Annotated in this window: 14 protein-coding genes and 1 pseudogene; 13 read left to right on the top strand and 2 right to left on the bottom strand. The window is 70.3% G+C overall.

Features of this window, described 5'->3' with window-relative positions; genetic code table 11:
• Positions 1–56: 56 nt before the first annotated feature.
• The 9 genes and pseudogenes from ACQEXA_RS19540 to ACQEXA_RS19580 all read left to right on the top strand — a co-directional run bounded on the left by ACQEXA_RS19540 (position 57) and on the right by ACQEXA_RS19580 (position 11,323).
• Positions 57–845, top strand: coding sequence for an ABC transporter ATP-binding protein (locus ACQEXA_RS19540; protein WP_433130681.1), 789 nt, complete (start codon positions 57–59; stop codon positions 843–845).
• Entirely contained in the window at positions 838–1,542 is a 705-nt protein-coding gene (locus tag ACQEXA_RS19545) for an ABC transporter ATP-binding protein (protein ID WP_432932786.1), read from the top strand. The genes ACQEXA_RS19540 and ACQEXA_RS19545 overlap by 8 nt, the downstream gene beginning before the upstream one ends.
• Before the next feature lie 53 nt (positions 1,543–1,595).
• A pseudogene (locus tag ACQEXA_RS19550) lies at positions 1,596–2,837 on the top strand (ABC transporter substrate-binding protein).
• Positions 2,834–3,700 carry a branched-chain amino acid ABC transporter permease gene (locus tag ACQEXA_RS19555; protein ID WP_432932782.1) on the top strand — a complete coding sequence of 289 codons (867 nt, stop codon included), beginning with the start codon at positions 2,834–2,836 and terminating at the stop codon, positions 3,698–3,700. The pseudogene ACQEXA_RS19550 and the gene ACQEXA_RS19555 overlap by 4 nt, the downstream one beginning before the upstream one ends.
• Positions 3,697–4,704 carry a branched-chain amino acid ABC transporter permease gene (locus ACQEXA_RS19560; protein WP_432932780.1) on the top strand — a complete coding sequence of 336 codons (1,008 nt, stop codon included), beginning with the start codon at positions 3,697–3,699 and terminating at the stop codon, positions 4,702–4,704. Before ACQEXA_RS19555 ends, ACQEXA_RS19560 begins: the two co-directional genes overlap by 4 nt.
• 15 nt (positions 4,705–4,719) lie before the next feature.
• A complete protein-coding gene (locus ACQEXA_RS19565) occupies positions 4,720–6,504 on the top strand; it encodes a helix-turn-helix domain-containing protein (RefSeq protein WP_432932778.1) in 1,785 nt (594 codons plus the stop codon).
• 274 nt (positions 6,505–6,778) lie between these two features.
• The gene (locus tag ACQEXA_RS19570) at positions 6,779–8,821 is read left to right on the top strand and encodes a M4 family metallopeptidase (RefSeq protein ID WP_433130683.1); all 2,043 of its coding nucleotides are present in this window, start codon (positions 6,779–6,781) and stop codon (positions 8,819–8,821) included.
• 243 nt (positions 8,822–9,064) lie between these two features.
• Positions 9,065–10,735 (top strand): M4 family metallopeptidase, encoded by a 1,671-nt coding sequence (locus ACQEXA_RS19575; protein ID WP_432932774.1) that lies wholly within the window; start codon positions 9,065–9,067, stop codon positions 10,733–10,735.
• Positions 10,736–10,804: 69 nt separating this feature from the next.
• The gene (locus ACQEXA_RS19580) at positions 10,805–11,323 is read left to right on the top strand and encodes a DUF1990 domain-containing protein (RefSeq protein ID WP_432932772.1); all 519 of its coding nucleotides are present in this window, start codon (positions 10,805–10,807) and stop codon (positions 11,321–11,323) included.
• Between the two features lie 32 nt (positions 11,324–11,355).
• On the opposite strand, the gene ACQEXA_RS19585 is transcribed toward ACQEXA_RS19580, so the two are convergent.
• Together ACQEXA_RS19585 and ACQEXA_RS19590 are read right to left on the bottom strand one after the other, a co-directional pair.
• Positions 11,356–12,351, bottom strand: coding sequence for a GNAT family N-acetyltransferase (locus ACQEXA_RS19585; protein WP_433130685.1), 996 nt, complete (start codon positions 12,349–12,351; stop codon positions 11,356–11,358).
• A 111-nt stretch (positions 12,352–12,462) separates the two neighbouring features.
• Entirely contained in the window at positions 12,463–15,087 is a 2,625-nt protein-coding gene (locus tag ACQEXA_RS19590; RefSeq protein WP_432932768.1) for a glycosyltransferase family 1 protein, read from the bottom strand.
• Positions 15,088–15,903: 816 nt separating this feature from the next.
• Between ACQEXA_RS19590 and ACQEXA_RS19595 the strand changes: the two genes are divergently transcribed.
• The 4 genes from ACQEXA_RS19595 (at position 15,904) to glgB (ending at position 23,980) form a co-directional block, all read left to right on the top strand.
• Positions 15,904–18,021 (top strand): maltotransferase domain-containing protein, encoded by a 2,118-nt coding sequence (locus ACQEXA_RS19595; RefSeq protein WP_432932766.1) that lies wholly within the window; start codon positions 15,904–15,906, stop codon positions 18,019–18,021.
• Positions 18,018–19,718 carry a maltose alpha-D-glucosyltransferase gene (gene treS / locus ACQEXA_RS19600; protein ID WP_432932764.1) on the top strand — a complete coding sequence of 567 codons (1,701 nt, stop codon included), beginning with the start codon at positions 18,018–18,020 and terminating at the stop codon, positions 19,716–19,718. The genes ACQEXA_RS19595 and treS overlap by 4 nt, the downstream gene beginning before the upstream one ends.
• 88 nt (positions 19,719–19,806) lie before the next feature.
• Positions 19,807–21,213: a maltokinase N-terminal cap-like domain-containing protein gene (locus ACQEXA_RS19605; protein WP_432932762.1), complete on the top strand. Its 1,407-nt coding sequence runs from the start codon at positions 19,807–19,809 to the stop codon at positions 21,211–21,213.
• A gap of 31 nt (positions 21,214–21,244) precedes the next feature.
• Positions 21,245–23,980, top strand: coding sequence for a 1,4-alpha-glucan branching enzyme (gene glgB, locus ACQEXA_RS19610; RefSeq protein ID WP_433130687.1), 2,736 nt, complete (start codon positions 21,245–21,247; stop codon positions 23,978–23,980).
• The last annotated feature ends 34 nt before the right edge of the window (positions 23,981–24,014 follow it).

Genomic DNA, 24,014 nt, shown 5'->3' on the forward strand with positions numbered 1-24,014 from the left:
GAGCGGACCTTCTCTCCATCGCGGCGAACGGTGACCGGTCCTTACGGTCTGCAGCCATGACCAGCAGCACGCCGGCCAACGGGCCGCCCGGGACACCGAGCCCCCTGCTCACGACCGACTCGCTCATCAAGTCCTTCGGCGGGTTCACCGCGCTCGGCCCGGTGGACCTGCGCGTCGCCGAGGGCACCGTGCACGCCCTGGTGGGCCCCAACGGTGCCGGCAAGACGACCCTCTTTCACCTGCTCACCGGTTATCTGCGGCCCACCGCGGGCCGGATCGCCCTGGCCGGGCGGGATGTCACCGGCCGTCCGCCCGAGCGCATCGCCCGCCTCGGCGTCGCGCGCTCCTTCCAGGTCACCAGCCTGTTCCAGACCGTCAGTGCGGTCGAGCACGTCGAGTTGGCGCTGATGTCGGGCAGTTCGCTCGGCCGCGCCTTCTGGCGCTCCGACCGGCATGTGGCCCGCCACCGGTCACACGCCCTGCAACTGCTGGACCGGGTGGGACTGGCCGACTGGGCGGACGAGCCCGCCGGCCGGCTGCCGTACGGGCGGGGCCGCGCGCTCGAACTCGCCCTGGCCCTCGCTCTCGACCCGAAGCTGCTGCTGCTCGACGAGCCGACCGCCGGCATGGGGGTCGAGGACGTGGAGCGCACGATCGAGTTGATCCGGCGGATACGGCACGGCCGGACCGTCGTCCTCGTCGAGCACAACATGTCGGTCGTCGCCTCCCTCGCCGACCGGGTCACCGTTCTGCAGCGCGGACGGATCCTCGCCGAGGGGCCGTACGACGAAGTCCGCGCCGACGAACGGGTCGTCGAGGCCTATCTGGGGACGGGCCATGGCTGAGCCACTGCTACGGGTCCGGGACCTGGACGCCCACTACGGCGGGGCCCAGGCACTGCGCCGGGTGTCCCTGCACGTCACCCCGGGGGAGATCGCCACCCTCGTCGGCCGCAACGGCGCGGGCAAGACCACCCTGCTGCGCTGCGTCATGGGCCTGCACACCGCGACGGCGGGCGAGGTCACCCTGGCCGGGCGTGACATCGGCACGCTGCCCGCACACCGCCGGGCCCGCCTCGGCATCGGCCATGTCCCCGACGACCGGGGGATCTACGCCGGGCTGAGCGTCGCCGAGCACCTGGCGTTCCCGCACCACGACCGGGCGAACGGCTGGACACCGGAGCGGATCCACGACACCTTCCCCGCGCTCGCCGACCGCCGCCGTACCCCGGCCGCCAAGCTCTCCGGCGGCGAGCAGCAACTCCTGGCCCTGGCCCGGGTGCTGCGGATGGGCTCCCGCGTGATGCTCTGCGACGAGCCCACCGAGGGCCTCGCCCCGGTGATGGTCCAGCGCGTCGGCGAGGTACTGCGGCAGGCCAAACGGCACGGCGTCGCGGTCCTCCTCGTCGAGCAGAACCTCCGCTTCGCGGCCACCGTCGCGGACCGGCACTACCTCCTCGACCGCGGGCGGGTCGTGGAATGTCTGGACAACTCGGCCGTACGGGACAGGGAGCGTGAACTCCTCGACCGCCTGGGCCTGTAGCTCCCCCTCGCACCTCATCTGCAGCTCATCCTTTGGAGATCCCGATGAACCACATGCGGCGTACCGTGCTGGCCACGGCCACGGTCTCGGCCCTGCTCACCGCCCTCACCGGTTGCGGGGGCGGCGGCCCGTCCGCTTCCGGCGGAAAGATCAGCGGCGGGAAGGTGACCCTCGGCGTGGTCACCGACCTGTCCGGGGTGTACGCCTCGCTGACCGGGCAGGGCGCGGTCGAGGCGGTGAAGATGGCGGTCGACGACTACAAGAAGAAGTACGGGGACAAGGCCGTCGCCAAGGACATCGAGGTCCTGTCCGCCGACCACCAGAACAAGCCGGAGACGGCCGCGACGAAGGCGCGCGAGCTGTACGAGCGCAAGGGCGCGGACGCCCTGTTCGACGTCCCGACGTCGTCCGCCGCGCTCGCCGTCGAGACGGTCGCGGGCCAGTCGAAAAAGATGTACTTCAACGTCGGCGCCGCCACCCCCGAACTGGTCGGCAAGACCTGCAATCCGTACACCTACGCCTGGGCGTACGACGCCTACATGCTCGCCCACGGCACCGGCGCGACCGTCACCGCCGAGGGCGGCAAGAACTGGTACCTGCTCTACCCGGACTACGCCTTCGGCGAGGCAATGAGCGCGGGCTTCGAGGCGTCGGTCAAGGCGGCGGGCGGCACGGTCGTGAAGAAGGACCCGACCCCCTTCCCCAACGACAACTTCTCCACCTTCCTACTCAAGGCGCCCACCCTCAAGCCCAAGCCGCAGATCCTCGGGGTCCTGCAGGCGGGCGGCGACCTGGTCAATGTGGTCAAGCAGTACAACCAGTTCAAGCTGAGGCAAAAGGGCATCGGGCTCGCGGTCGGGCTGATCTCCGACAGCGACATCCAGGCGATCGGCGCGGACAAGCTGGCCGGCGCCCAGTTCACCAGCGCCTGGTGGTGAAACATGGACAACAAGGCAAAGGTCTGGTCAATGAGGTTCAAGGAGGGCACCGGCAAGATCCCCAGCTTCGACCACGCGGGCAACTACTCCGCCGCCACCCAGTACCTGGAGGCGATCCAGCGCGCCGGCACCGACGACCCCGCCGCCGTGCGCAAGGAACTCGACGGCAGGAGGTTCGACGACGTCTTCGCGCGCTCCGCGACCGTCCGCGCCGCCGACCACCGCGTCACCCACGACGCGTACCTGGCCCGGGTGAAGGCGCCCGGTGCCGACCCGGCCGACACCACCGAGCTGGTCCGGAAGATCCCGGCCGCGGAAGCCTTCGGTCCCGCCGACCCGGCGTGCAAGCTGTCGTGACCGGGTTCCTTCAGCAGGCGTTCAACGGGCTGGTCAGCGGCGGCTTCTACGCCCTGCTGGCCCTCGGCCTCGCCGTCATCTTCGGCATGCTGCGCGTGATCAACTTCGCCCATGGCGCCGTCTACACCCTCGGCGCCTTCGGCGCGGTCCTGCTCGCCGACCGGGCGGGCCTGGGCTTCTGGTGGGCGCTGCTGCTCGTCCCGGTCGCGCTGGGCCTCGCGGGAATCGTGGTGGAGCGGCTGCTGGTGCGGCGGATCGCGGAACTCGACCCCCTCCACGGCTTCCTGCTGACCTTCGGCATCGCGCTGGTCTGCCAGGACCTGCTGCGGACCGCGTACGGGTCCCAGTCCCAGCCCTATGAGCACGGCCCCTTCCCCGGCTCCCTGGACCTCGGCCTGTTCACCTTCCCGGCCTACCAGGTGTTCGCGCTCGCCGTGTCGGCCGTAACCTGCTCCGCCGTATGGCTGCTGCTGGCCCGTACCCCGGTCGGCACGATCGTCCGGGCCGCCACCGAACGCCCGGAGCTGACCCGGGCGCTGGGCATCGACACCGGCCGCTGGGTCACCCCGGTCTTCGGCTTCGGGGTGGGCCTCGCCGCCTTCGCCGGGGTGCTCGCGGCCCCCATGCGGGCGGTGAACTCGCAGATGGGCGCCGACCTGATCATCACCGTCTTCGCGGTGGTCGTGATCGGCGGCCTCGGCTCCGTGCCGGGCGCCGTGGTCGCCGGCTTCGCCATCGGCATGCTCCAGGCGCTGGGCAACCTCTACGTCCCTGTGCTCTCCCAGACCTCGGTTTTCCTGCTCATGGCCGTCGTCCTGCTGGTGCGCCCGGCCGGGCTCCTCGGCAAGGAAGGGCAAGCATGATCGTCAAACGGCTCATGGGGGCGGGCGGCGCCCCGCTGCTGGTGCTCGCGCTCGGCTTCGCCCTCGCCCTTCCGTGGCTGCTCTATCCGCCGGTCGCGACCGACATCCTGTGCTGGGCGCTGTTCGCGGTCGCGCTCGATCTGCTCATCGGATACGCCGGCCTGCTGTCCTTCGGGCACGCCGCCTTCTGGGGCTCCTCCGCCTACGCCACCGGGCTCATCGCGATCCACACCGGGCTGCCCTTCCCCATCGCGGTGCTCGGCGGCGCGGCGCTCGCGGCCGTACTGGCGCTGCCGATCGGCTTCCTCGCGGTACGCCGTAGCGGCATCTACTTCGCCATGGTCACCCTCGCCTTCGCCCAGCTCGTGTACTTCACGGCCAACCAGTGGAAGGACGTGACCGGCGGCGAGAACGGCCTCCAGGCCATCCCCCGGAAACTGCCCGGTCTCGACCTGGACGACGCGTTCACCTTCTACTACGCCGCGCTGCCCCTCGTGCTGGCCGCCCTGTTCGCCGCCTGGCGCACGGTGCGCTCCCCGTTCGGCCGGGTCGTCACCGCGGTGCGCGACAACCCCGACCGCACCCGTGCGCTCGGCTATTCCGCCGACCGCTACCGGCTCGCCGCCTTCACCGGCTCCGCGTTCCTCACCGGTGTGGCCGGCGGCCTCTACGCGGTCAACCACGGCTTCGCCTCGCTCCAGGAGGTCTACTGGACGACTTCGGGCAAGGCGGTGGTGATGGTGCTGCTCGGCGGGATCGGCACCTTGTGGGGCGCGGTGGTCGGCGCGGCGGCACTGGTCCGGCTGGAGGACTGGCTGGCCACGGCGGGCTTCGAGCAGACCCAGGTGGTGACGGGAGCGGTCTTCATCGCCGCCGTCCTGCTGGTCCGGCGCGGTCTGTGGGGCACGGCAGCCGCCCTGATGCGCAGGGTCATGGAGAAGACCTCCACCCCGCAGGCGGAAGTGGTGGATGACACATCCATACCCAGGAGGCTGCGGGCGTGAGGTATCTCTGGCCGTGTGACGACGACGCACACGGCCACCGGTGACCTGCTCCGGCTCCTGAGAGAGGAGGCGGAGGAAGCGGCCTTCCACGCCGTCGGCGCCGACCGGACCCTGGTCGAGGACGCGTTGGAGATACGCGCCCGGCTGGCCGCCCACCGGCGGCGCGAGGCCGCGCTCGGCGCGCTCTACGAGACGGCGGGTGACCTCGCCTCCCTGCGCGATCTGGAGGAGGTGCTGCAGGCCATCGTCCGCCGCGCCCGCGCCCTGGTCGGCACCGACGTCGCCTATCTGCTGCTCTACGACCCCGAGCAGGGCGACACCTATGTGAGGGTCACCGACGGCATCACCACCGAGCCGTTCAAGACCGGACGGCTCGCCGTGGGCACCGGCCTCGGCGGACTGGTGGCGAAGACCGCGCAGCCGTACCACACCGCCGACTACCCCAACGACACCCGCTTCGCGCACTCCGACTACGTCGACGGCGTCATCCGCGCCGAGGGCCTGGTCGCCATCCAGGGCGTGCCGCTGAAGTTCGGCGACCAGGTGTACGGCGTCCTCTTCGCCGCCAACCGCCGGCTGCGGCCCTTCTCGGCCGACGAGGTCGACCTGCTGATCTCGCTCGCCAACCACGCCGCCCTCGCCATCGAGAACGCGACCCTCTTCGAGGAGGTCCACAAGGCCGCCGCCGTCCACGAACGCCTCACCGCCGTCGCCCTGGAGGGCGGCGGCACGACCGGACTGGCCGAGGCGCTCGCCGAGATCCTGCGCGGCAGTGTCAGCGTCCTCGACGCGGCCGACCGGCCGCTGGCCGCCGCAGGCGACAACCCGCCCGAACCCGCGGGCCTGGTACGGGAGATGGCGGAGGCGCGGGCGCGCCGCGCCTCCGCCGTGCGCGGCACGTCCTGCGTCACCCCGATCGTCGCCGCCGACGAGCACCTGGGCTCGCTCCTCCTCGTACGCGGCGGGCTCGACGCCTCCGACGTGCACGCGATGGAACGCGCCGCCCAGGCCGCCGCGCTGATGCTGCTCGGTGAACGCACCGTCGCCGAAGCCGAACAGCGGCTGCGCGGGGAGATCCTCGACGACCTGCTGGGCGCGCCGCACCGCGACCTGGAGGGACTGCGCCGCCGGGCCTTGCTGGTGGGACTGGATCTGGAGCGCGAGCACGTGGTCCTGGTGGCCCGCGGCGAGGACCGCGGCGGGCGGCGCCGGGTCACGGACGCGGCCGGTGCCTACGCCACCCGGCTCGGTGGCGTCGCGGGCGAGTACGGCGGCAGCACCGTCGTCGTCCTGCCCGGCGCCGGGGAGCCGGGTGGCGCCGCCCGCGCCCTGGCGGGGGCTCTGGCCGCCGGGTCCGGGCGTCCGGTCACCGTGGGCGGGGAGTCCGCGGCGCCCGGGGCGGCGGCGATCGTCGAGGCGCACCGCGACGCGGTCCGCTGCGTCGACGTCCTGCTCGCCCTCGACCGGGCCGGCGAGGGAGCATGCCGCGACGACCTCGGCATCCACGGCATCCTGCTCGGTCAGGCGGGGCGTGAGGAACTCGCCCGTTTCGTCCGCCGCACCATCGGCCCGCTGCTCGACCACGACGAAACCCGCGGCAGCGACCTGGTGCGCACCGGGCTCACATACTTCGCCTGCGACGGCAGCCTCGCCCGTACCGCCACGGCGCTCTACATCCACGTCAACACCCTCTACCAGCGCATCGACCGGATCTCGGCACTGCTCGGCCCGCAATGGCGCCACGGCGACCGGGCCCTGCAGGTGCATCTGGCCCTGAAGACCCACCTGGCCTCCGCCTGAACCGGCCCTGCAACACGAACAGTTCGTATACCGAACACGACCTCCCGGCCAACGAACGATTCCGGACAAGTTCTTGACGCGATCCTGACAGGAAGCTGCGTCCTCTGGCACGCTTCCCACGGCCGCTTCACAGCAACCCCACAGTTCTCCCGCTGTGCGGTGGCCCGTCACCTTCATGCACCTGGTTCCGCGTTCCGCCTGTTCTGCCCGGACGGCTGACTTCCGTCCGGTCTCCCCTGGCCGCGCGATCCGCGGCCATGCAGAAGGAGTCAGTGTGAGCAGCAGTTCCTCTCGCAGACGCACCTCCCACACCCCCGCGCGGCGCGCCGCAGCCGTCGCCCTCGTCGGCGTGTCCGCCCTGCTGGCCGCCGCCGTCCAGTCGGGCGCCGCGCACGCCGCCCCGACCGGCCCCGCCGCCGGCAAGGCCGACCCCGCGCACGTGGCCCTGAAGCTCTCCCCCTCGCAGCGCGCCGAGCTGATCCGCGACGCCGACGCGGCGAAGACGGACACCGCCCGGGCGATAGGCCTCGGGGCGCAGGAGAAGCTGACCGTCCGTGACGTGGTCAAGGACGGCGACGGCACCCTGCACACGCGCTACGAGCGCACCTACGCGGGCCTTGCGGTCCTCGGCGGCGACCTGGTCGTGGACACGGCCAAGTCCGGCGCGACCGAGCGGGTCGTCAAGGCCACGACGGCCACCATCAAGGTCGCCTCGCTCACGCCGGCCGTCAGCGTCGCCAAGGCCGAGAAGCAGGCGCTGTCCGCCGCACGGGCGGCGGGCTCGGCGAAGACGGAGGCCGACCACGCGCCCCGCAAGGTGATCTGGGCGGCGAGCGGCAAGCCGGTCCTGGCGTACGAGACGGTGATCGGCGGGTTCCAGGACGACGGGAGCCCGAACGAACTGCACGTCATCAGCGACGCGGCCACCGGCAAGGAGCTCTTCCGGTACCAGGGGATCAAGAACGGCATCGGCAACACCCAGTACAGCGGCCAGGTCACCCTGACCACCACGCAGTCGGGTTCGACGTACACGCTGAACGACGGCTCGCGCGGCGGCCACAAGACGTACAACCTCAACCGCGGCACGTCCGGCACCGGCACGCTGTTCTCGCAGTCGAACGACACCTGGGGCAACGGCACCACGTCGAACGCCGCGACCACGGGCGCAGACGCGCACTACGGTGCCGCGACCACCTGGGACTTCTACAAGAGCACCTTCGGCCGCAGCGGCATCAGGAACGACGGCAAGGCCGCGTACTCCCGCGTCCACTACGGCAACTCGTACGTGAACGCGTTCTGGGACGACAGTTGCTTCTGCATGACCTACGGCGACGGCTCGGCCAACGCGGACCCGCTGACGGCACTGGACGTGGCGGGCCACGAGATGAGCCACGGCGTAACCTCCAACACCGCGGGCCTGAACTACTCCGGCGAGTCCGGCGGCCTGAACGAGGCCACCTCGGACATCTTCGGCACCGGCGTGGAGTTCTACGCCAACAACGCCTCCGACCCCGGTGACTACCTCATCGGCGAGAAGATCGACATCAACGGGAACGGCACCCCGCTGCGCTACATGGACAAGCCCAGCAAGGACGGCGCGTCCAAGGACAGCTGGTACTCGGGGATCGGGTCGATCGACGTCCACTACTCGTCGGGCCCCGCGAACCACTTCTTCTACCTGCTCAGCGAGGGCAGCGGCGCCAAGGTCATCAACGGCGTCAGCTACAACTCGCCGACGGCGGACGGCCTCCCGGTCACCGGTATCGGCCGCGACAAGGCGCTGCAGATCTGGTACCGGGCGCTCACCACCAAGTTCACCTCGACCACCAACTACGCGGCGGCGCGCACCGGCACGCTTGCGGCGGCGGGCGAGCTGTACGGCACCACCAGCGCCGAGTACAAGGCGGTGCAGGACGCGTGGGCGGCCGTCGCGGTCGGCTCCCGCTCCGGCGGGGGCAGCGGTGGCGGGACCTCGTACGAGAACACGACCCCGCTGTCCATTCCGGACAACGGGCCCGCGGTCACCTCGTCGATCGCCGTGTCCGGCAGGACCGGAAACGCGCCGAGCAACCTCCAGGTGACCGTGGACATCACCCACACCTGGCGGGGTGACCTGGTGATCGATCTGGTGGGTCCCTCGGGCGCCTCGTACCGCCTGAAGAACTTCAGCTCCTCCGACTCGGCGGACAACGTGAACGCCACCTACACCGTCAACGCCTCGTCCGAAACGGCCAACGGGACCTGGAAGTTGAAGGTCCAGGACCAGGCCAGGCTGGACACCGGCAAGCTGAACAGCTGGAAGCTCACCTTCCCGTAGACCGCACGGGGAAGCGACATGGACAGGGCGCCGTCCCGGGGTCACGACACCCAGGGGCGGCGCCCGTTCACGTTCCCGCAATGTTCACTCGGCTGTCTTTTTTCAGCCAACATCATGTCGGAGTTCTGACATGTACGCGACTTGAGTGTCACTCTTCCACCGCACGGCTCACCCGCACCGCAACTTCATTCCGTCCGTACGGCCACCCCACGCCGCATGGGCGCCCCCACAGAAGGAGCTTGCGTGACTCCCCTCTACGCGCGTCACAAGCGCACCACTCTCGCCGTCGCCACCGCCGTCGCCGCCGGGGCCCTGCTCACCACCGGTCTGAGCACGGGTGCCGCCTCCGCCCAGGTCCCCGCCTCCCCGGCCGGCACAAGCGCCAAGCCGCTCGCCGCCGCCCCGCTGGCGCTGTCCGCGGCCGCGCGTACCTCCCTCATCAAGGAGGCCCAGGCCGGCGCGTCCGAGACGGCCCGGAAGATAGGCCTGGGCGTCAAGGAGCAGCTGGTCGTCAAGGACGTCGTGAAGGACGCCGACGGAACCGTCCACACCCGCTACGAGCGCACCTACGCGGGTCTGCCGGTGCTCGGCGGCGACCTCGTCGTCCACGAGTCCGGGTCCGGCAGGACCGAGGGTGTGACCCGGGCGAACAAGGCGGCCATCAAGGTGGCCTCGCTCAAACCGCAGATCACCGCGGCCAGGGCCGAGAAGCAGGCCGTGACGGCCGCGCGGTCGGTGGGCTCGGCGAGGACGGCCGCCGACACCGCGCCGCGCAAGGTCGTCTGGGCCGGCTCGGGCACTCCGGTCCTCGCGTACGAGACGGTCGTCGGCGGACTGCAGGACGACGGCACCCCGAACCAGCTGCACGTCATCACGGACGCCGCCACCGGCAAGAAGCTGTTCGAGTACCAGGGCATCGAGACCGGCACCGGCAAGAGCCTGTACTCGGGCACGGTCACCCTGAACACCACCCTGTCGGGCTCGTCCTACCAGCTGAACGACACCACGCGCGGCGGCCACAAGACGTACAACAAGGCGCACAGCACCAGCTCCTCCCCGGGCACCCTGTTCACCGACGCCGACGACACCTGGGGCACCGGTTCGGCCTCCAGCTCCACCACCGACCAGACCGCGGCCGTCGACGCCGCCTACGGCGCCCAGGTGACCTGGGACTTCTACAAGAACACCTTCGGCCGCAGCGGCATCAAGAACGACGGCAAGGCCGCGTACTCCCGGGTGCACTACGGCAACCAGTACGTCAACGCGTTCTGGGACGACAGCTGCTTCTGCATGACCTACGGCGACGGGTCCGGGAACACGCACCCGCTGACCTCGCTGGACGTGGCCGGCCACGAGATGAGCCACGGTGTCACCTCCAACACCGCGGGCCTGAACTACTCCGGCGAGTCCGGCGGCCTGAACGAGGCCACCTCGGACATCTTCGGCACCGGCGTGGAGTTCTACGCCAACAACGCCTCCGACCCCGGTGACTACCTCATCGGCGAGAAGATCAACATCAACGGGAACGGCACCCCGCTGCGCTACATGGACAAGCCCAGCAAGGACGGCGGCTCCGCCGACTACTGGTCCTCGTCCGTCGGCAACCTCGACGTGCACTACTCGTCCGGTGTCGCGAACCACTTCTTCTACCTCCTCTCGGAGGGCAGCGGCGCGAAGACCATCAACGGGGTCAGCTACAACTCCCCGACGTCCAACGGCTCCACCGTCACCGGCATCGGCCGCGCCAAGGCGCTGCAGATCTGGTACAAGGCACTGACGACGTACTTCACGTCGACGACCAACTACAAGTCCGCCCGCACGGGCACCCTCTCCGCGGCGGCCGCCCTCTACGGCTCCGGCAGCGCGGAGTACAACGCGGTGGCGGCGGCCTGGTCCGCGGTCAACGTGAGCTAGTACGCACAGAGCGACACAGCGGCCCCCGGCGCGAAGGCAGCGCAGGGGGCCGCCCTACGCTGGGGTCTCATGTCACTGGCGGACTTCACCTATGAGGATGTCGGCGCGACCCGCGAGCCCGGTCACTGCCCCGACGGCTTCCGCGCCCTGCACGTCCGCACGCGGATCGGGGAGGGCCAGGAGGTCTTCGACCGGGCGTCCGAGGCGCTCCTCGGCTGGGAGATGCACCGGGCGCTGGGCGTCGGCGTCCAGGTCGACGCGGAGCGGGCGGCCCCGGGCGTGGACGTCACCGTCACCCTGGCCGGTGTGATCAAGGCCCCGTGCCGGGTGGTCTGGACGGTGGAGGAACACCGCCGCACGGGCTGGGCCTACGGCACCCTGCCGGGCCACCCCGAGTGCGGCGAGGAGGCGTTCGTCGTGGACCGCACCGGAGACGGCACGGTCTGGCTGACGGTCATGGGCTTCAGCCGCCCGGCCAAGTGGTACGCGAAGGCAGGCGGCCCGGCGGCCCGCGGATTCCAGCAGGCATACGCGCGACGCTGCGGAGCGGCAATGCGCCGACTGTGCGAGCCGCACTCCCCCGTCTGAGGCATCCTGCACCGCCCGTTTCACCGAAGCGCTCAGTGCAGGAGCGTCACGATGAGCATCGCCGTCCAGGACGCCGCGACCAGAGCCGGCAGCAGAACCATCACCAACCCGGTCGGCGACTGTTTGAGCCACTCGTTGCCCGCGGCCTCGGCTTCCCTTCCTACGATCCGCTGCCCCCCGTGCCAAGCCAGCACCTCCTCCAGCTCCATCGCGGAGTGCTTGCGGGCGCTGAGGTAGCGTCGGCCGAATCGCAGCATCTGCGCGAAGGCGATTGCGGAGCCGAGGCCGATGACGCAGATGACCACCGCGAGGCTTCGTACGTCCTGCGCCAATCCGGAGTCTTTGTCGGCGCCGAACGTGAACCCGAGCGCCGCGGCGAGACCGGCGGTGATGTAGAAGAAGTTGTTCAGCTTCTGCCAGTTGGTGTTGTCCTCGTGTTTGTACAAGTCCACGGCGACCGCGTACTGGGCCTGCAGCAGTGCCTCCTTCGGCTTGCGCGCCACCCACACCATCCGCTGAATGCCGTCGGGCGGGGTGAGCCGGGTCAGCTCGTCGAAACCGAGTTTGCGGTGGAATCCGACGGACGCCTCGTTGCAGGGCACACAGACGACCGCCGCGATCACCGGGCTCGTCGTCCACTGCTCCAGTACATGGTGGTAGAGCCCGGAGGCGATGCCAGAGCGGGCCACGGAGCGGGCGACGCACACCTGCTTGATGACGAGGAACGCACCGAGCGTGCATTTGATCCGGTGGTTGAGCCATTCGTCGGGCTCGATGCGCTCGTCGCTGTAGGCCAGCACGAAACCGAGCACTTGGCCGCCCTTCACGGCCACCCAGAAGTGCTCGGCCGTGGTGAGCCGGTTCCGATAGTCATCGATGGTGTAGCGGGACACCAGGAAGCCGTCGCGTCCTACGCGTCCGGGGTCGGTAGCGTCCAGACGCCAGGACTCGGCCAACGCGAGGATCTCCTCAAGATGCTCCTCCCGCGCCCGCACGATCTCGGTGCTGCCGGCCACTGCCGTGCTCATGCCCACGCCCCCATGTTGTCCACTGTGGATTTTGGACACAACTTATCTGTTCCGTATGAGGAGTTGGGGGACTTGTCCACGCCATTTACAGGCGGCGGCCGGCACGCGTCCTCACCGCATCAGAACCCCTGCGGCCTCGGCCAGCTCCTCTGCCGGTACCGCCACCAGGCCCAGCTCCGCGCCCGACGCGAGCAACCGGTGGGCCGGAAGGATCCGGACCGTACAGCCGAATGGACCCGTCCGATCCAGTGACAGCGGGCCCTCGTACACCCAGCGGCCGTCCGCGTCCGGGGCGTCCGCCGGTTTCAGCGCCGTCGCCGTCGCGTCCTCGAGGCGGTCGTCCGTGTCGACGCGCCCCGATACCGCCTGGACCTCCACGTCGTCGGGCCCCAGGTCGCCGAGACCGACCCGGACCCGCAGCGAGAGCGTCGTGCCCAGTTCCGCCGTCGCCGTCGCGGCCGACGTCTCCACATGGTCGACCGTCACACCCGGCCAGGCCGCCCGGACCCGCGCCTTCCAGCCCGCCAGCTCCCGGGCCGCGTCCGCCGTCATCGCCCGGTGCGCATGGGCCGCCGGGGTGTACAGGCGCTCCACGTACTCGCGCACCATCCGCCCGGCGAGCACCTTCGGCCCCAGGTTCATGAGGGTCTGGCGGACCATCTCGATCCAGCGGTCCGGCAGCCCGCCCCGGCCCCGCTCGTAGAAGCGCGGCGCCACCCGCTGCTCCAGCAGGTCGTATAGCGCCGCCGCCTCCAGGTCGTCGCGCCGGTCCTCGTCCGTCCCCACGCCGTCCGCGGTGGGGATCGCCCAGCCGAAGTCCGGCTGGTACCACTCGTCCCACCAGCCGTCCAGGACGGAGAGGTTGAGGCAGCCGTTGAGCGCCGCCTTCATACCGCTCGTCCCGCACGCCTCCAGCGGGCGCAGAGGGTTGTTCAGCCAGACGTCGCAGCCGGGGTAGAGCTTCTGCGCCATCGCCATACCGTAGTCGGGCAGGAAGACGATGCGGTGGCGCACACGGGGGTCGTCCGCGAACCGGACCAGCTCCTGGATCAGCCGCTTCCCGCCGTCGTCCGCCGGGTGCGCCTTGCCGGCCACCACGATCTGGACAGGGCGCTCCGGATGCAGCAGCAGCTCCATCAGCCGGTCCCGGTCGCGCAGCATCAGTGTCAGGCGCTTGTACGACGGCACCCGGCGGGCGAAGCCGATCGTCAGCACGTCGGGGTCCAGGACTCCGTCGATCCAGCCGAGTTCGGCCGTCCCGGCGCCGCGCTGCCGCCAGGAGGCGTACAGCCGCTCCCGCACTTCCAGCACCAGCTGCTCGCGCAGCACCCGGCGCAGGTCCCAGATCTCCTGGCCGGCGATCTCCGCGATCGCGTCCCAGCGTTCGGAACCGCCCACCGTCATGGCGTCCTCGGTGCGTTCGGCGCCGATCTGCCGCGCCCCGAGCCGGAACACCTCCGGCGCCACCCAGGTCGGCGCGTGCACACCGTTGGTCACGGACGTGATCGGCACCTCGTCCGCGTCGAATCCCGGCCAGAGGCCCGAGAACATCTGCCGGCTGACATTGCCGTGTAGCAGGGAGACGCCGTTGGCGCGCTGGCCCAGCCTCAGGCCCATCACGGCCATGTTGAACAGGTTCGGCTCGCCGCCCGGGTACGTCTCCATCCCGAGCCGCAGGATCCGCCCCACCTCGATCCGCTCGAGTTCCGCGCCGGGTCCGAAGTGCCGGGCGACCAGTTCCCGGTCGAAGCGGTCGATGCCGGCCGGGACGGGTGTGTGGGTGGTGAAGACCGTTCCTGCCCGCACCGCCTCCAGGGCCGAGTCGAAGTCGAGGCCGGCGTCGGACAGCTCGGCGATCCGCTCCAGGCCGAGGAAGCCGGCGTGGCCCTCGTTGGTGTGGAACACCTCGGGCTCGGGGTGCCCGGTCAGCCGGCAGTACGTGCGCACCGCGCGTACCCCGCCGATGCCCAGCAGCATCTCCTGGAGCAGCCGGTGCTCGCTGCCGCCGCCGTACAGCCGGTCGGTGACGCCCCGCTCGCCGAGGGCGTTCTCCTCCACGTCCGAGTCGAGCATCAGCAGCGGTACCCGGCCCACCTGTGCGAGCCAGATACGGGCCTGCAGCCGTCGGCCGCCGGGCAGGCCGAGGGAGACCTGGGCGGGGGTGCCGTCCGGCTCGCGCAGGGGCACCACGGGCAGTTCGTTCGGGTCGAGCACCGGATAGTGCTCCTGCTGCCAGCCGTCCCGCGAGAGGGTCTGCCGGAAGTAGCCGTGCCGGTACAGCAGTCCGACGCCGATCAGCGGGACGCCGAGGTCGCTGGCCGCCTTCAGATGGTCGCCGGCGAGGATGCCGAGGCCGCCGGAGTACTGGGGCAGCGCCGCCGTGATGCCGAACTCGGGCGAGAAGTAGGCGACGGCGGCGGGGAGATCGGAGCCGGACGCGCGGGTCTGGTACCAGCGGTCGCCGGTCACATAGTCGGCCAGATCGTCGGTGGCCGCGGCGAGACGGCGCAGGAAGCGACGGTCCTCGGCGAGCACCGCGAGCCGGGCGGGAGGCACGCTCCCCAGCAGCCGCACCGGGTCGCCGCCGGAGGACGCCCATCGCTCGGGGTCGACGGACTGGAAGAGGTCACGGGTCTCCGCATGCCACGACCAGCGCAGATTGCGCGCCAGATCGCTCAGCGGGTGAAGGGCTTCGGGGAGGACGGGACGTACGGTGAACCTGCGGATGGCCTTCACGAGTTCCACCTTCACGGGGGACGTACGCGGAGTGTCACCCCCGACGGTACGCCGCGCGGCAAGGGCGCGTTTCGCTTCCCGAGGGGTTCGCAGGCAGCCGCGGTCGCGGTGAACGGACCCCGGAAGCGGCGCTCCGGAGCCCCGCTCGGGCCCGAACGGCCCGGTCCTCACGCGCCGGACGGGCCGCGATCGCCCGGCCGCTCCCCCTCGCCGGCTCCTGCGCGAGCAGTCCAAAAAAACAACGCAACCTTTACATGCCGAGGAGGGCTGATATGACCGGTTCCGCCCTCCCGGTCGACGGGCGGTCTCACCTCACACGAAAGCCCTCCCACGGGCGTACCGGCCGCGGCGGGAAGCCCCGATCCGGGTGAACTTCTGCCCGCCGGTGCCGAGTCGTCGATGGCGACTGCGCACGTCGCGGGCGCCTTCGCGCTCCGTCCCGCCGGCCGCCACCGGGTTCCCCCGGCGCTGGTGAGCCGGGCGCTCGTGAACGTGCGGTCTCCGGCACGGTCAAGGGCACAGGCGCCCGATCACCGAACAGGCCGACGCAAGTGGACAATCCTTGACCGCGACCGACCGGGCACGCGTAAACAAGAATTAACCGGACACGCGTAACGTTGCCGGCCTCGCCCCTCCAGCAGGCGGGACCGGACATTTTCTCGCTGTTACGGATGCGGCCGGTCTTGAAGGTAGACATACGCGTGAGTAGTTAAGAAAGTGCCGGAATGCCCACCCCCGCAGGGTGGAAGGCTCCTCCGGTACCTCGCCTTCCGACACCCTCATCCGCCACCGACGTTGACGCGGACAGGAGCGGTCATGCCCCCGACGCACCACTCGCCGGCAGCCCCGGCAACCGGCTCATCCTCGACACAGCAGACCGACACCGTGCCCCCCGCTCCGCGGACACCCTCCGCGGGCCCGAGTCCCACCCCGACCCCGCAAGCCGGTCCCGCTGTGGGACGGATCCCCGTGCTGGACGTACGCCCCCTCGTCCTCCAGGGCCGCCGCCCGGCGAAGGCGGTGGTGGGCGAGGAGTTCGAGATCTCCGCGACGGTCTTCCGCGAGGGCCACGACGCCGTCGCCGCCAATGTCGTGCTCACGGACCCGCAGGGGCGCCCCGGTCCCTGGACGCCGATGCGTGAGCTCGCCCCCGGCACCGACCGCTGGGGCGCCACCGTCTCCGTGGCGAGCGAGGGGCGTTGGGCCTACGCCGTGGAGGGATGGGGCGATCCGGTCGCCACCTGGCGGCACCACGCGGAGATCAAGATCCCGGCCGGGATCGACACCGAACTGGTCCTGGAGGAAGGCGCACGGCACTACGAGCGCGCGGCCGCCGGCGTCCCGGACGGCGAGGCCGGGCGGGACGTGCTCCTCGCCGCGGTGGACGCCCTGCGCGACACCGGACGTCCTGCCTCGTCCCGTCTGGCGGCGGCGTTGACGCCTGAGGTCGAGGGGGTGTTGGGCCGGCTTCCGTTGCGGGAGTTGGTGACGTCCTCGGAGGCGTTGCCGTTGGTGGTGGAGCGGGAGCGGGCGTTGTTCGGGTCGTGGTACGAGTTCTTCCCGCGGTCGGAGGGGACGGCGGAGTGTGCGCACGGCACGTTCCGGTCGGCGGCGCGGCGGTTGCCGGTGATCGCGGACATGGGCTTCGACGTGGTGTATCTGCCGCCGGTGCATCCGATCGGGACGACGTTTCGCAAGGGGCCGAACAACACGTTGTCGGCGGGTGCGGAGGATGTGGGGGTGCCGTGGGCGATCGGGTTGCCGGAGGGCGGGCACGATGCGGTGCACCCGGAGCTGGGGACGGTGGAGGACTTCGCGTGGTTCGTTGAGCGGGCGCGGTCCCTGGGGCTTGAGGTGGCGCTGGATTTCGCGTTGCAGTGTTCGCCGGATCATCCGTGGGTGGGCAAGCATCCGGAGTGGTTCCGGCAGCGGGTGGACGGGTCGATCGCGTATGCGGAGAACCCGCCGAAGAAGTATCAGGACATCTATCCGGTCTATTTCGATGGGGATCTTGAAGGTCTGGTGGCGGAGACGCTGCGGGTCCTGCGGTTCTGGATGGGGCTGGGGGTGCGGATCTTCCGGGTGGACAATCCGCATACCAAGCCGGTGGTGTTCTGGGAGCGGGTGATCGGGGAGGTCAACGGCACGGATCCGGATGTGATCTTCCTGGCGGAGGCGTTCACGCGGCCGGCGATGATGCACACGCTGGCCAGGGCCGGTTTCCAGCAGTCGTACACGTATTTCACCTGGCGGAACACGAAGCAGGAACTGACGGAGTATCTGAGCGAGTTGTCGGGTGAGGCGGCGGCGTACATGCGGCCGAACCTGTTCGTGAACACTCCGGACATTCTGCACGCGTATCTGCAGCACGGGGGGCGGCCGGCGTTCGAGGTGCGGGCGGTGCTGGCGGCGACCCTGTCGCCGACGTGGGGGATGTACTCGGGGTTCGAGCTGTGTGAGAACGTGCCGCTGCGCGAGGGCAGCGAGGAGTATCTGGACTCGGAGAAGTACCAGTTGCGGCCCAGGGACTGGGAGGCGGCCGAGCGCGAGGGCCGCACCATCACGCCGCTGATCACGCGGCTGAACCGGGTGAGGCGGGCTCATCCGGCGCTGCGGCAGCTGCGCGACCTGCACTTTCATCATGCGGACAAGGACGAGGTGATCGTCTACTCGAAGCGTGCGGGTTCGAACACGGTTGTGGTGGTGGTCAACCTGGATCCGCACCACACCCAGGAGGCGACGGTTTCGTTGGACATGCCGCGACTCGGCCTGGACTGGCACGAGAGCGTGCCGGTGCGTGATGAGCTCACCGGTGCCACCTACCACTGGGGCAGGACCAATTATGTGCGGCTTGTGCCGGGTGAGAGTCCGGCGCATGTGCTCAGTGTTCTGCGACCGTCCTCACCGCAGATCGGGGGGTCACCCACACGATGATCGTCAACGAGCCCGTCCCGGACACTTTCGAGGACACTCCGGCCGCCGAGCGTGATCCGCAGTGGTTCAAGCGTGCCGTCTTCTACGAGGTCCTGGTCCGCTCCTTCCAGGACAGCAACGGCGACGGTGTGGGTGATCTGAAGGGGCTGACCGCGAAGCTGGACTATCTGCAGTGGCTGGGGGTGGACTGCCTGTGGCTGCCGCCGTTCTTCAAGTCCCCGCTGCGCGATGGCGGCTATGACGTGTCCGACTACACGGCGGTGCTGCCGGAGTTCGGGGATCTGGCGGACTTCGTGGAGTTCGTGGACGCCGCGCATCAGCGGGGCATGCGGGTGATCATCGATTTCGTGATGAACCACACCAGCGACCAGCATCCGTGGTTCCAGGAGTCCCGCGCGCATCCGGAGGGCCCCTACGGGGACTACTACGTGTGGGCCGATGACGACAAGCAGTTCCAGGACGCGCGGATCATCTTCGTCGACACCGAGGCCTCCAACTGGACCTTCGACCCGGTCCGTAAGCAGTACTACTGGCACCGGTTCTTCTCCCACCAGCCGGATCTGAACTACGAGAACCCGGCCGTGCAGGAGGAGATGATCTCCGCGCTGCGGTTCTGGCTGGATCTGGGCATCGACGGGTTCCGGCTGGACGCGGTGCCCTACCTCTACCAGGAGGAGGGCACCAACTGCGAGAACCTTCCCGCCACGCACGAGTTCCTCAAGCGGGTCCGCAAGGAGATCGACGCGCAGTACCCGGACACGGTGGTGCTGGCGGAGGCCAACCAGTGGCCCGAGGACGTGGTCGACTACTTCGGCGACTTCGAAAGCGGCGGCGACGAGTGCCACATGGCCTTCCACTTCCCGGTGATGCCGCGGATCTTCATGGCGGTGCGCCGCGAGTCGCGCTACCCGGTCTCGGAGATCCTGGCCAAGACCCCGGCGATCCCCTCGAACTGCCAGTGGGGGATCTTCCTGCGCAACCACGACGAGCTGACCTTGGAGATGGTCACCGACGAGGAACGCGACTACATGTGGGCGGAGTACGCCAAGGACCCCCGTATGCGCGCCAACATCGGGATCCGGCGCCGGCTGGCTCCGCTGCTGGACAACGACCGCAACCAGATCGAGTTGTTCACCGCGCTGCTGCTGTCGCTGCCCGGTTCGCCGATCCTGTACTACGGCGACGAGATCGGTATGGGCGACAACATCTGGCTCGGTGACCGGGACGCGGTGCGTACGCCGATGCAGTGGACCCCGGACCGCAACGCGGGCTTCTCCTCGTGTGATCCGGGCCGCCTGTATCTGCCGACGATCATGGATCCGGTCTACGGCTACCAGGTCACCAATGTCGAGGCGTCGATGTCCTCGCCGTCCTCGCTGCTGCACTGGACCCGGCGGATGATCGAGATCCGCAAGCAGAACCCGGCCTTCGGGCTGGGCTCCTACACGGAGTTGCCCTCCTCCAACCCGGCGGTGCTGGCGTTCCTGCGGGAGTACAAGGACGACCTGGTGCTGTGCGTGCACAACTTCTCCCGGTTCGCCCAGCCCACCGAACTGGACCTGCGCCGCTTCAACGGCCGCCATCCCGTGGAACTGATCGGCGGAGTCCGCTTCCCCGCCATCGGCGAACTCCCCTACCTGCTCACCCTCGCAGGCCACGGCTTCTACTGGTTCCGACTCCGGAAGGACGTCGCGTAGTGGTCCCGGGCGGGGCGGTTTTCACCGTCCCGCCCGGGGCACGCAGGCAGTAGTACCCCGACCGCCCCCCGGGGAAAGGACGCACGCCATGTCGGAAGCCGTCACCCACCCCACCGCTACCCAGCCCGGTCTCCTCGCGTCCCTCGACCCGCTCCTGCGGGAGTGGCTGCCACGGCAGCGCTGGTTCGCGGGCAAGGGACGGCCGGTCACCGGGTTCTCCCTGGTGGCGGCCACCGAACTGCTGCCCTCCGGCGGTCCGCTCGGCCTGCTTCACCTGCTCGTACGGGCCCATCAGCCGGACGTCCCCGCCCAGAGCGCCGTACCCCACCCCGGCGACTGCTACCAGCTGCTCATCGGCGTGCGCGAGGCACTCCCGCCCCGCTTGGCGCCCGCGTTGATCGGACATCCCGGCGAAGGGCCCCTGGCCGGGCGGACGGTGTACGAGGCGCTGTACGACCCCCGGGCCACCGCCGTCCTCCTGGAGGCGCTCCGCACCAGGGCCCGCATCGGCCGGCTCCGCTTCGAGGGGGACGCCCGCCAGCGGATAAGGGAAGGACTCGTCCCGCGGCTGGTGACCGCCGAGCAGTCCAACTCCTCCGTCGTTTACGGAGATACGTTCATCCTCAAGGTTCTGCGGCGTGTCGTACCGGGCACCAACCCCGACCTCGAGCTGCCGCTGGCGCTGGCGCACGAGGGCTGCGCCCGGGTGCCCGCGCCCGCCGGCTGGCTGCTGGCCGACCTCGACGGCCACGACGACTCGTACGTCCTCGGCGTGCTGCAGCCGTTTGTCCGGGGTGCGACGGACGGCTGGGAACTGGCGCTGCACGAGCTGGCCAAGGGCGCGGACTTCGCACCGGAGGCGCGGGCGCTCGGCCGGGCGACGGCGGAGGTGCACACGGCACTGGCCCGCGCGCTGCCCACGGTCACCCTGGGACATCAGCGGATACGGCTGCTCGCCGACGGCATGATCCAGCATCTGGAGGCGGCGGCGCAGGCGGTGCCCGTGCTGCGGCCGTACGTGCCCGGGCTGCGGTCCGCGTTCGAAGCGCTCGCCGACCTCGCCGCCGAGGGGCACACCTGGACCGCTCAGCGCATCCACGGCGATCTTCACCTGGGCCAGTGCCTGCGCTCGCCGTCCGGAGACTGGTCGCTGATCGACTTCGAGGGCGAACCGTCGAAACCGCTGGCGGAACGCCGGATGCCGCAGCCGGCGGTACGGGACGTCGCGGGCATGTTCCGCTCCTTCGACTACGCCGCGCACTCGGCCGCGCCGCCGGCACCGCAGTGGGCCGCCGCGTGCCGGGCCGCGTACTGCTCCGGATACGCGGAGGTCACCGGACGCGACCCGCGCACCGACCCCGTGCTGCTGCGCGCGTACGAGACGGACAAGGCGGTCTACGAGGTGCTGTACGAGGCCCGGCACCGCCCCGACTGGCTGCCCGTGCCGATGGCGGCGATACGCCGCCTGTCCGCCGGCGCCGACGCAACCACATGACCTACCACTCCGTGCCGAGGAGGCCCCGTCCGTGACCCCCCGTCCTCCGTCCGACGACGACATCATGAACAAGAACGGCGACGGTCCGAAGAAGACCGGTGTGAAGAAGGCGACCGCCGCGAAGAAGACTGCGACCGCGGCGGAAAAGTCGACGGCCGGCAAGAAGAAGGCGGTGGCGAAGAAAGCGGCGGCCGTGACGCCGAGGGCGACGGCAGGGCTGAAGAAGGCCGCGGCCGGGAAGGCGGCTGCCGAGGCGGAGGAACTCACGGCCGGCACGACGGCGGCGAAGAGGGCTCCGGCCAAGAAATCCGCCGCGAAGAAGACCACGGCCAAGAAGACCGCCGCCAAGAAGACCGCCGCCAAGAAGGTTCCGGCGAAGAACATCGCCGCCCAGAAGACCGCTGCCGAACCCGTTTCCCGGAAGGCCGCCGCGAAGAAGGTGGCCGTACGCGGGACTGTCCCGGAGCAGATCGCCGCGGAGGCGGCCGAAGTCGCCGCGGAGGGAGCCGAGGTGGCCGCACAGGCGGCCGCGACCGGAACGGTCGCGGAACCGCTCGCCGCCGAGACGGTGGAGGTGGCCGTCTCCCCGGCCGTCGATGCCGGTGACCGCGAGCGGCTGCTCGGCGGCATGCACCACGACCCGCACTCGGTGCTCGGCGCCCACCGGGTGCCCGGTGGTGTCGCCGTCCGGGCCTTCCGGCCGTACGCGCTGTCCGTCACGGTCGTCGCCGGGCCGCTGCGGGCCGAGCTGCACGACGACGGCGACGGGTTCTTCTCGGGGCTGCTGCCGCTGAGCGACGTCCCCGCCTACCGGCTCGTCGTGGCCTACGAGGGGGCGGTCCAGGACACGGAGGACGCGTACGGCTTCCTGCCCACCCTCGGCGAGTTCGACCTGCATCTGATCGGCGAGGGGCGCCACGAGGAGCTCTGGACGGCGCTCGGCGCGCACCCGATGACCCACGAGGGCGTGACCGGCACCCGGTTCTCGGTGTGGGCGCCGAACGCGAGGGGCGTGCGCGTGGCCGGAAGCTTCAACTTCTGGGACGGCAGCGGCCACCCGATGCGCTCGCTCGGCTCGAGCGGCGTCTGGGAACTGTTCGTGCCGGGCATCGGCGAGGGCGAACTGTACAAGTTCGAGATCACCCGCCCGGACGGCTCCAGGACCCTGCGTGCCGACCCGCTGGCGCGCCGAACCGAGGCACCGCCGAACACGTCCTCGATCGTCACCGCCTCCCACTACGTGTGGGGGGACGAGGAGTGGCTGGCACAGCGTGCGGACACTCCGGTGCACGAGGCGCCGTTCTCGGTGTACGAGATGCATCTGGGGTCCTGGCGGCCGGGCCTGACCTACCGGCAGCTGGCCGAGCAACTGCCCGGTTACGTGAAGGACCTGGGCTTCACCCATGTCGAGCTGATGCCGATCGCCGAGCACCCCTTCGGCGGCTCCTGGGGCTACCAGGTCACCGGCTTCTACGCGCCCACCGCCCGCCTGGGCTCCCCCGACGACTTCAAGTACCTGGTGGACGCCCTGCACCGGGCGGGCATCGGGGTCCTGATGGACTGGGTGCCGGCGCACTTCCCGCGGGACGACTGGGCACTGGCCGAGTTCGACGGCCGCCCCCTGTACGAGCACGAGGACCCGCTGCGCGCGGCGCACCCGGACTGGGGCACCCTGGAGTTCGACTACGGACGGCGCGAGGTACGCAACTTCCTGGTCGCCAACGCGGTGTACTGGTGCGAGGAGTTCCACATCGACGGGCTGCGCGTGGACGCGGTGGCCTCCATGCTCTACCTGGACTACTCACGCGAGCCCGGCCAGTGGAGGCCCAACGAGCACGGCGGCCGCGAGAACCTGGACGCCGTGGCCTTCCTGCAGGAGATGAACGCCACCGTCTACCGCCGCTGCCCCGGCGCGGTCACCATCGCCGAGGAGTCCACCGCCTGGGACGGCGTCACCCGCGCCACCGACCACAGGGGGCCCAGCGGCTTCGGCGGTCTGGGGTTCGGCCTGAAATGGAACATGGGCTGGATGCACGACTCGCTCCAGTACATGAGCCACGAGCCGATCCATCGCAAGTACCACCACCACGAGATGACGTTCTCGATGGTGTACGCCTACAGCGAGAACTACGTGCTGCCGATCTCCCATGACGAGGTCGTGCACGGCAAGCGGTCGCTGGTGTCGAAGATGCCGGGCGACTGGTGGCAGCAGCGCGCCAACCACCGGGCCTATCTGGGCTTCATGTGGGCCCACCCCGGCAAGCAGCTCCTGTTCATGGGACAGGAGTTCGCCCAGGGAGCCGAGTGGTCCGAGGCCCATGGACCTGACTGGTGGCTGCTGGACCCGGCGTACGGGGCGGAGGCCGACCACCGGGGCGTGCGTGACCTGGTCCGCGACCTCAACTCGGGCTACCGCCACACGCCGGCACTGTGGCAGCGCGACACCGAGCCGTCCGGCTTCCAGTGGGTGGTGGGCGACGCCGCCGACGACAACGTGTTCGCGTTCCTGCGCTACGACGCCGAGGGCACACCACTGCTGGCCGTCTCCCACTTCTCCCCCGTCGTGCGCCACGAGTACCGCCTGGGCGTCCCCGACGACGTCCCGGCCTGGTACGAGGTGCTCAACACCGACCTGGTCAGGTACGGCGGCAGCGACGTCCACAACCCCGACCCGCTGAAGCCGGAACCCACGCCCTGGCACAGCCGTGCGGCGAGCATCCGTCTGACCCTGCCCCCGCTGTCGACGGTCTGGCTCCGCCCGGCCTGAGGTCTTCCCTCGTCGAGGGCCGGGGCCGGCTTCC

This window comes from Streptomyces sp. CA-106110, assembly GCF_050936285.1.
Taxonomy (GTDB): Bacteria; Actinomycetota; Actinomycetes; order Streptomycetales; family Streptomycetaceae; genus Streptomyces.

Coding starts and splice junctions, on each gene's coding strand:
- ACQEXA_RS19605 (WP_432932762.1), top strand. CDS start 19,807: ATGTCGGAAGCCGTCACCCACCCCACCGCTACCCAGCCCGGTCTCCTC.
- ACQEXA_RS19580 (WP_432932772.1), top strand. CDS start 10,805: ATGTCACTGGCGGACTTCACCTATGAGGATGTCGGCGCGACCCGCGAG.
- ACQEXA_RS19585 (WP_433130685.1), bottom strand. CDS start 12,351: ATGAGCACGGCAGTGGCCGGCAGCACCGAGATCGTGCGGGCGCGGGAG.
- ACQEXA_RS19540 (WP_433130681.1), top strand. CDS start 57: ATGACCAGCAGCACGCCGGCCAACGGGCCGCCCGGGACACCGAGCCCC.
- ACQEXA_RS19545 (WP_432932786.1), top strand. CDS start 838: ATGGCTGAGCCACTGCTACGGGTCCGGGACCTGGACGCCCACTACGGC.
- ACQEXA_RS19595 (WP_432932766.1), top strand. CDS start 15,904: ATGCCCCCGACGCACCACTCGCCGGCAGCCCCGGCAACCGGCTCATCC.
- treS (WP_432932764.1), top strand. CDS start 18,018: ATGATCGTCAACGAGCCCGTCCCGGACACTTTCGAGGACACTCCGGCC.
- ACQEXA_RS19560 (WP_432932780.1), top strand. CDS start 3,697: ATGATCGTCAAACGGCTCATGGGGGCGGGCGGCGCCCCGCTGCTGGTG.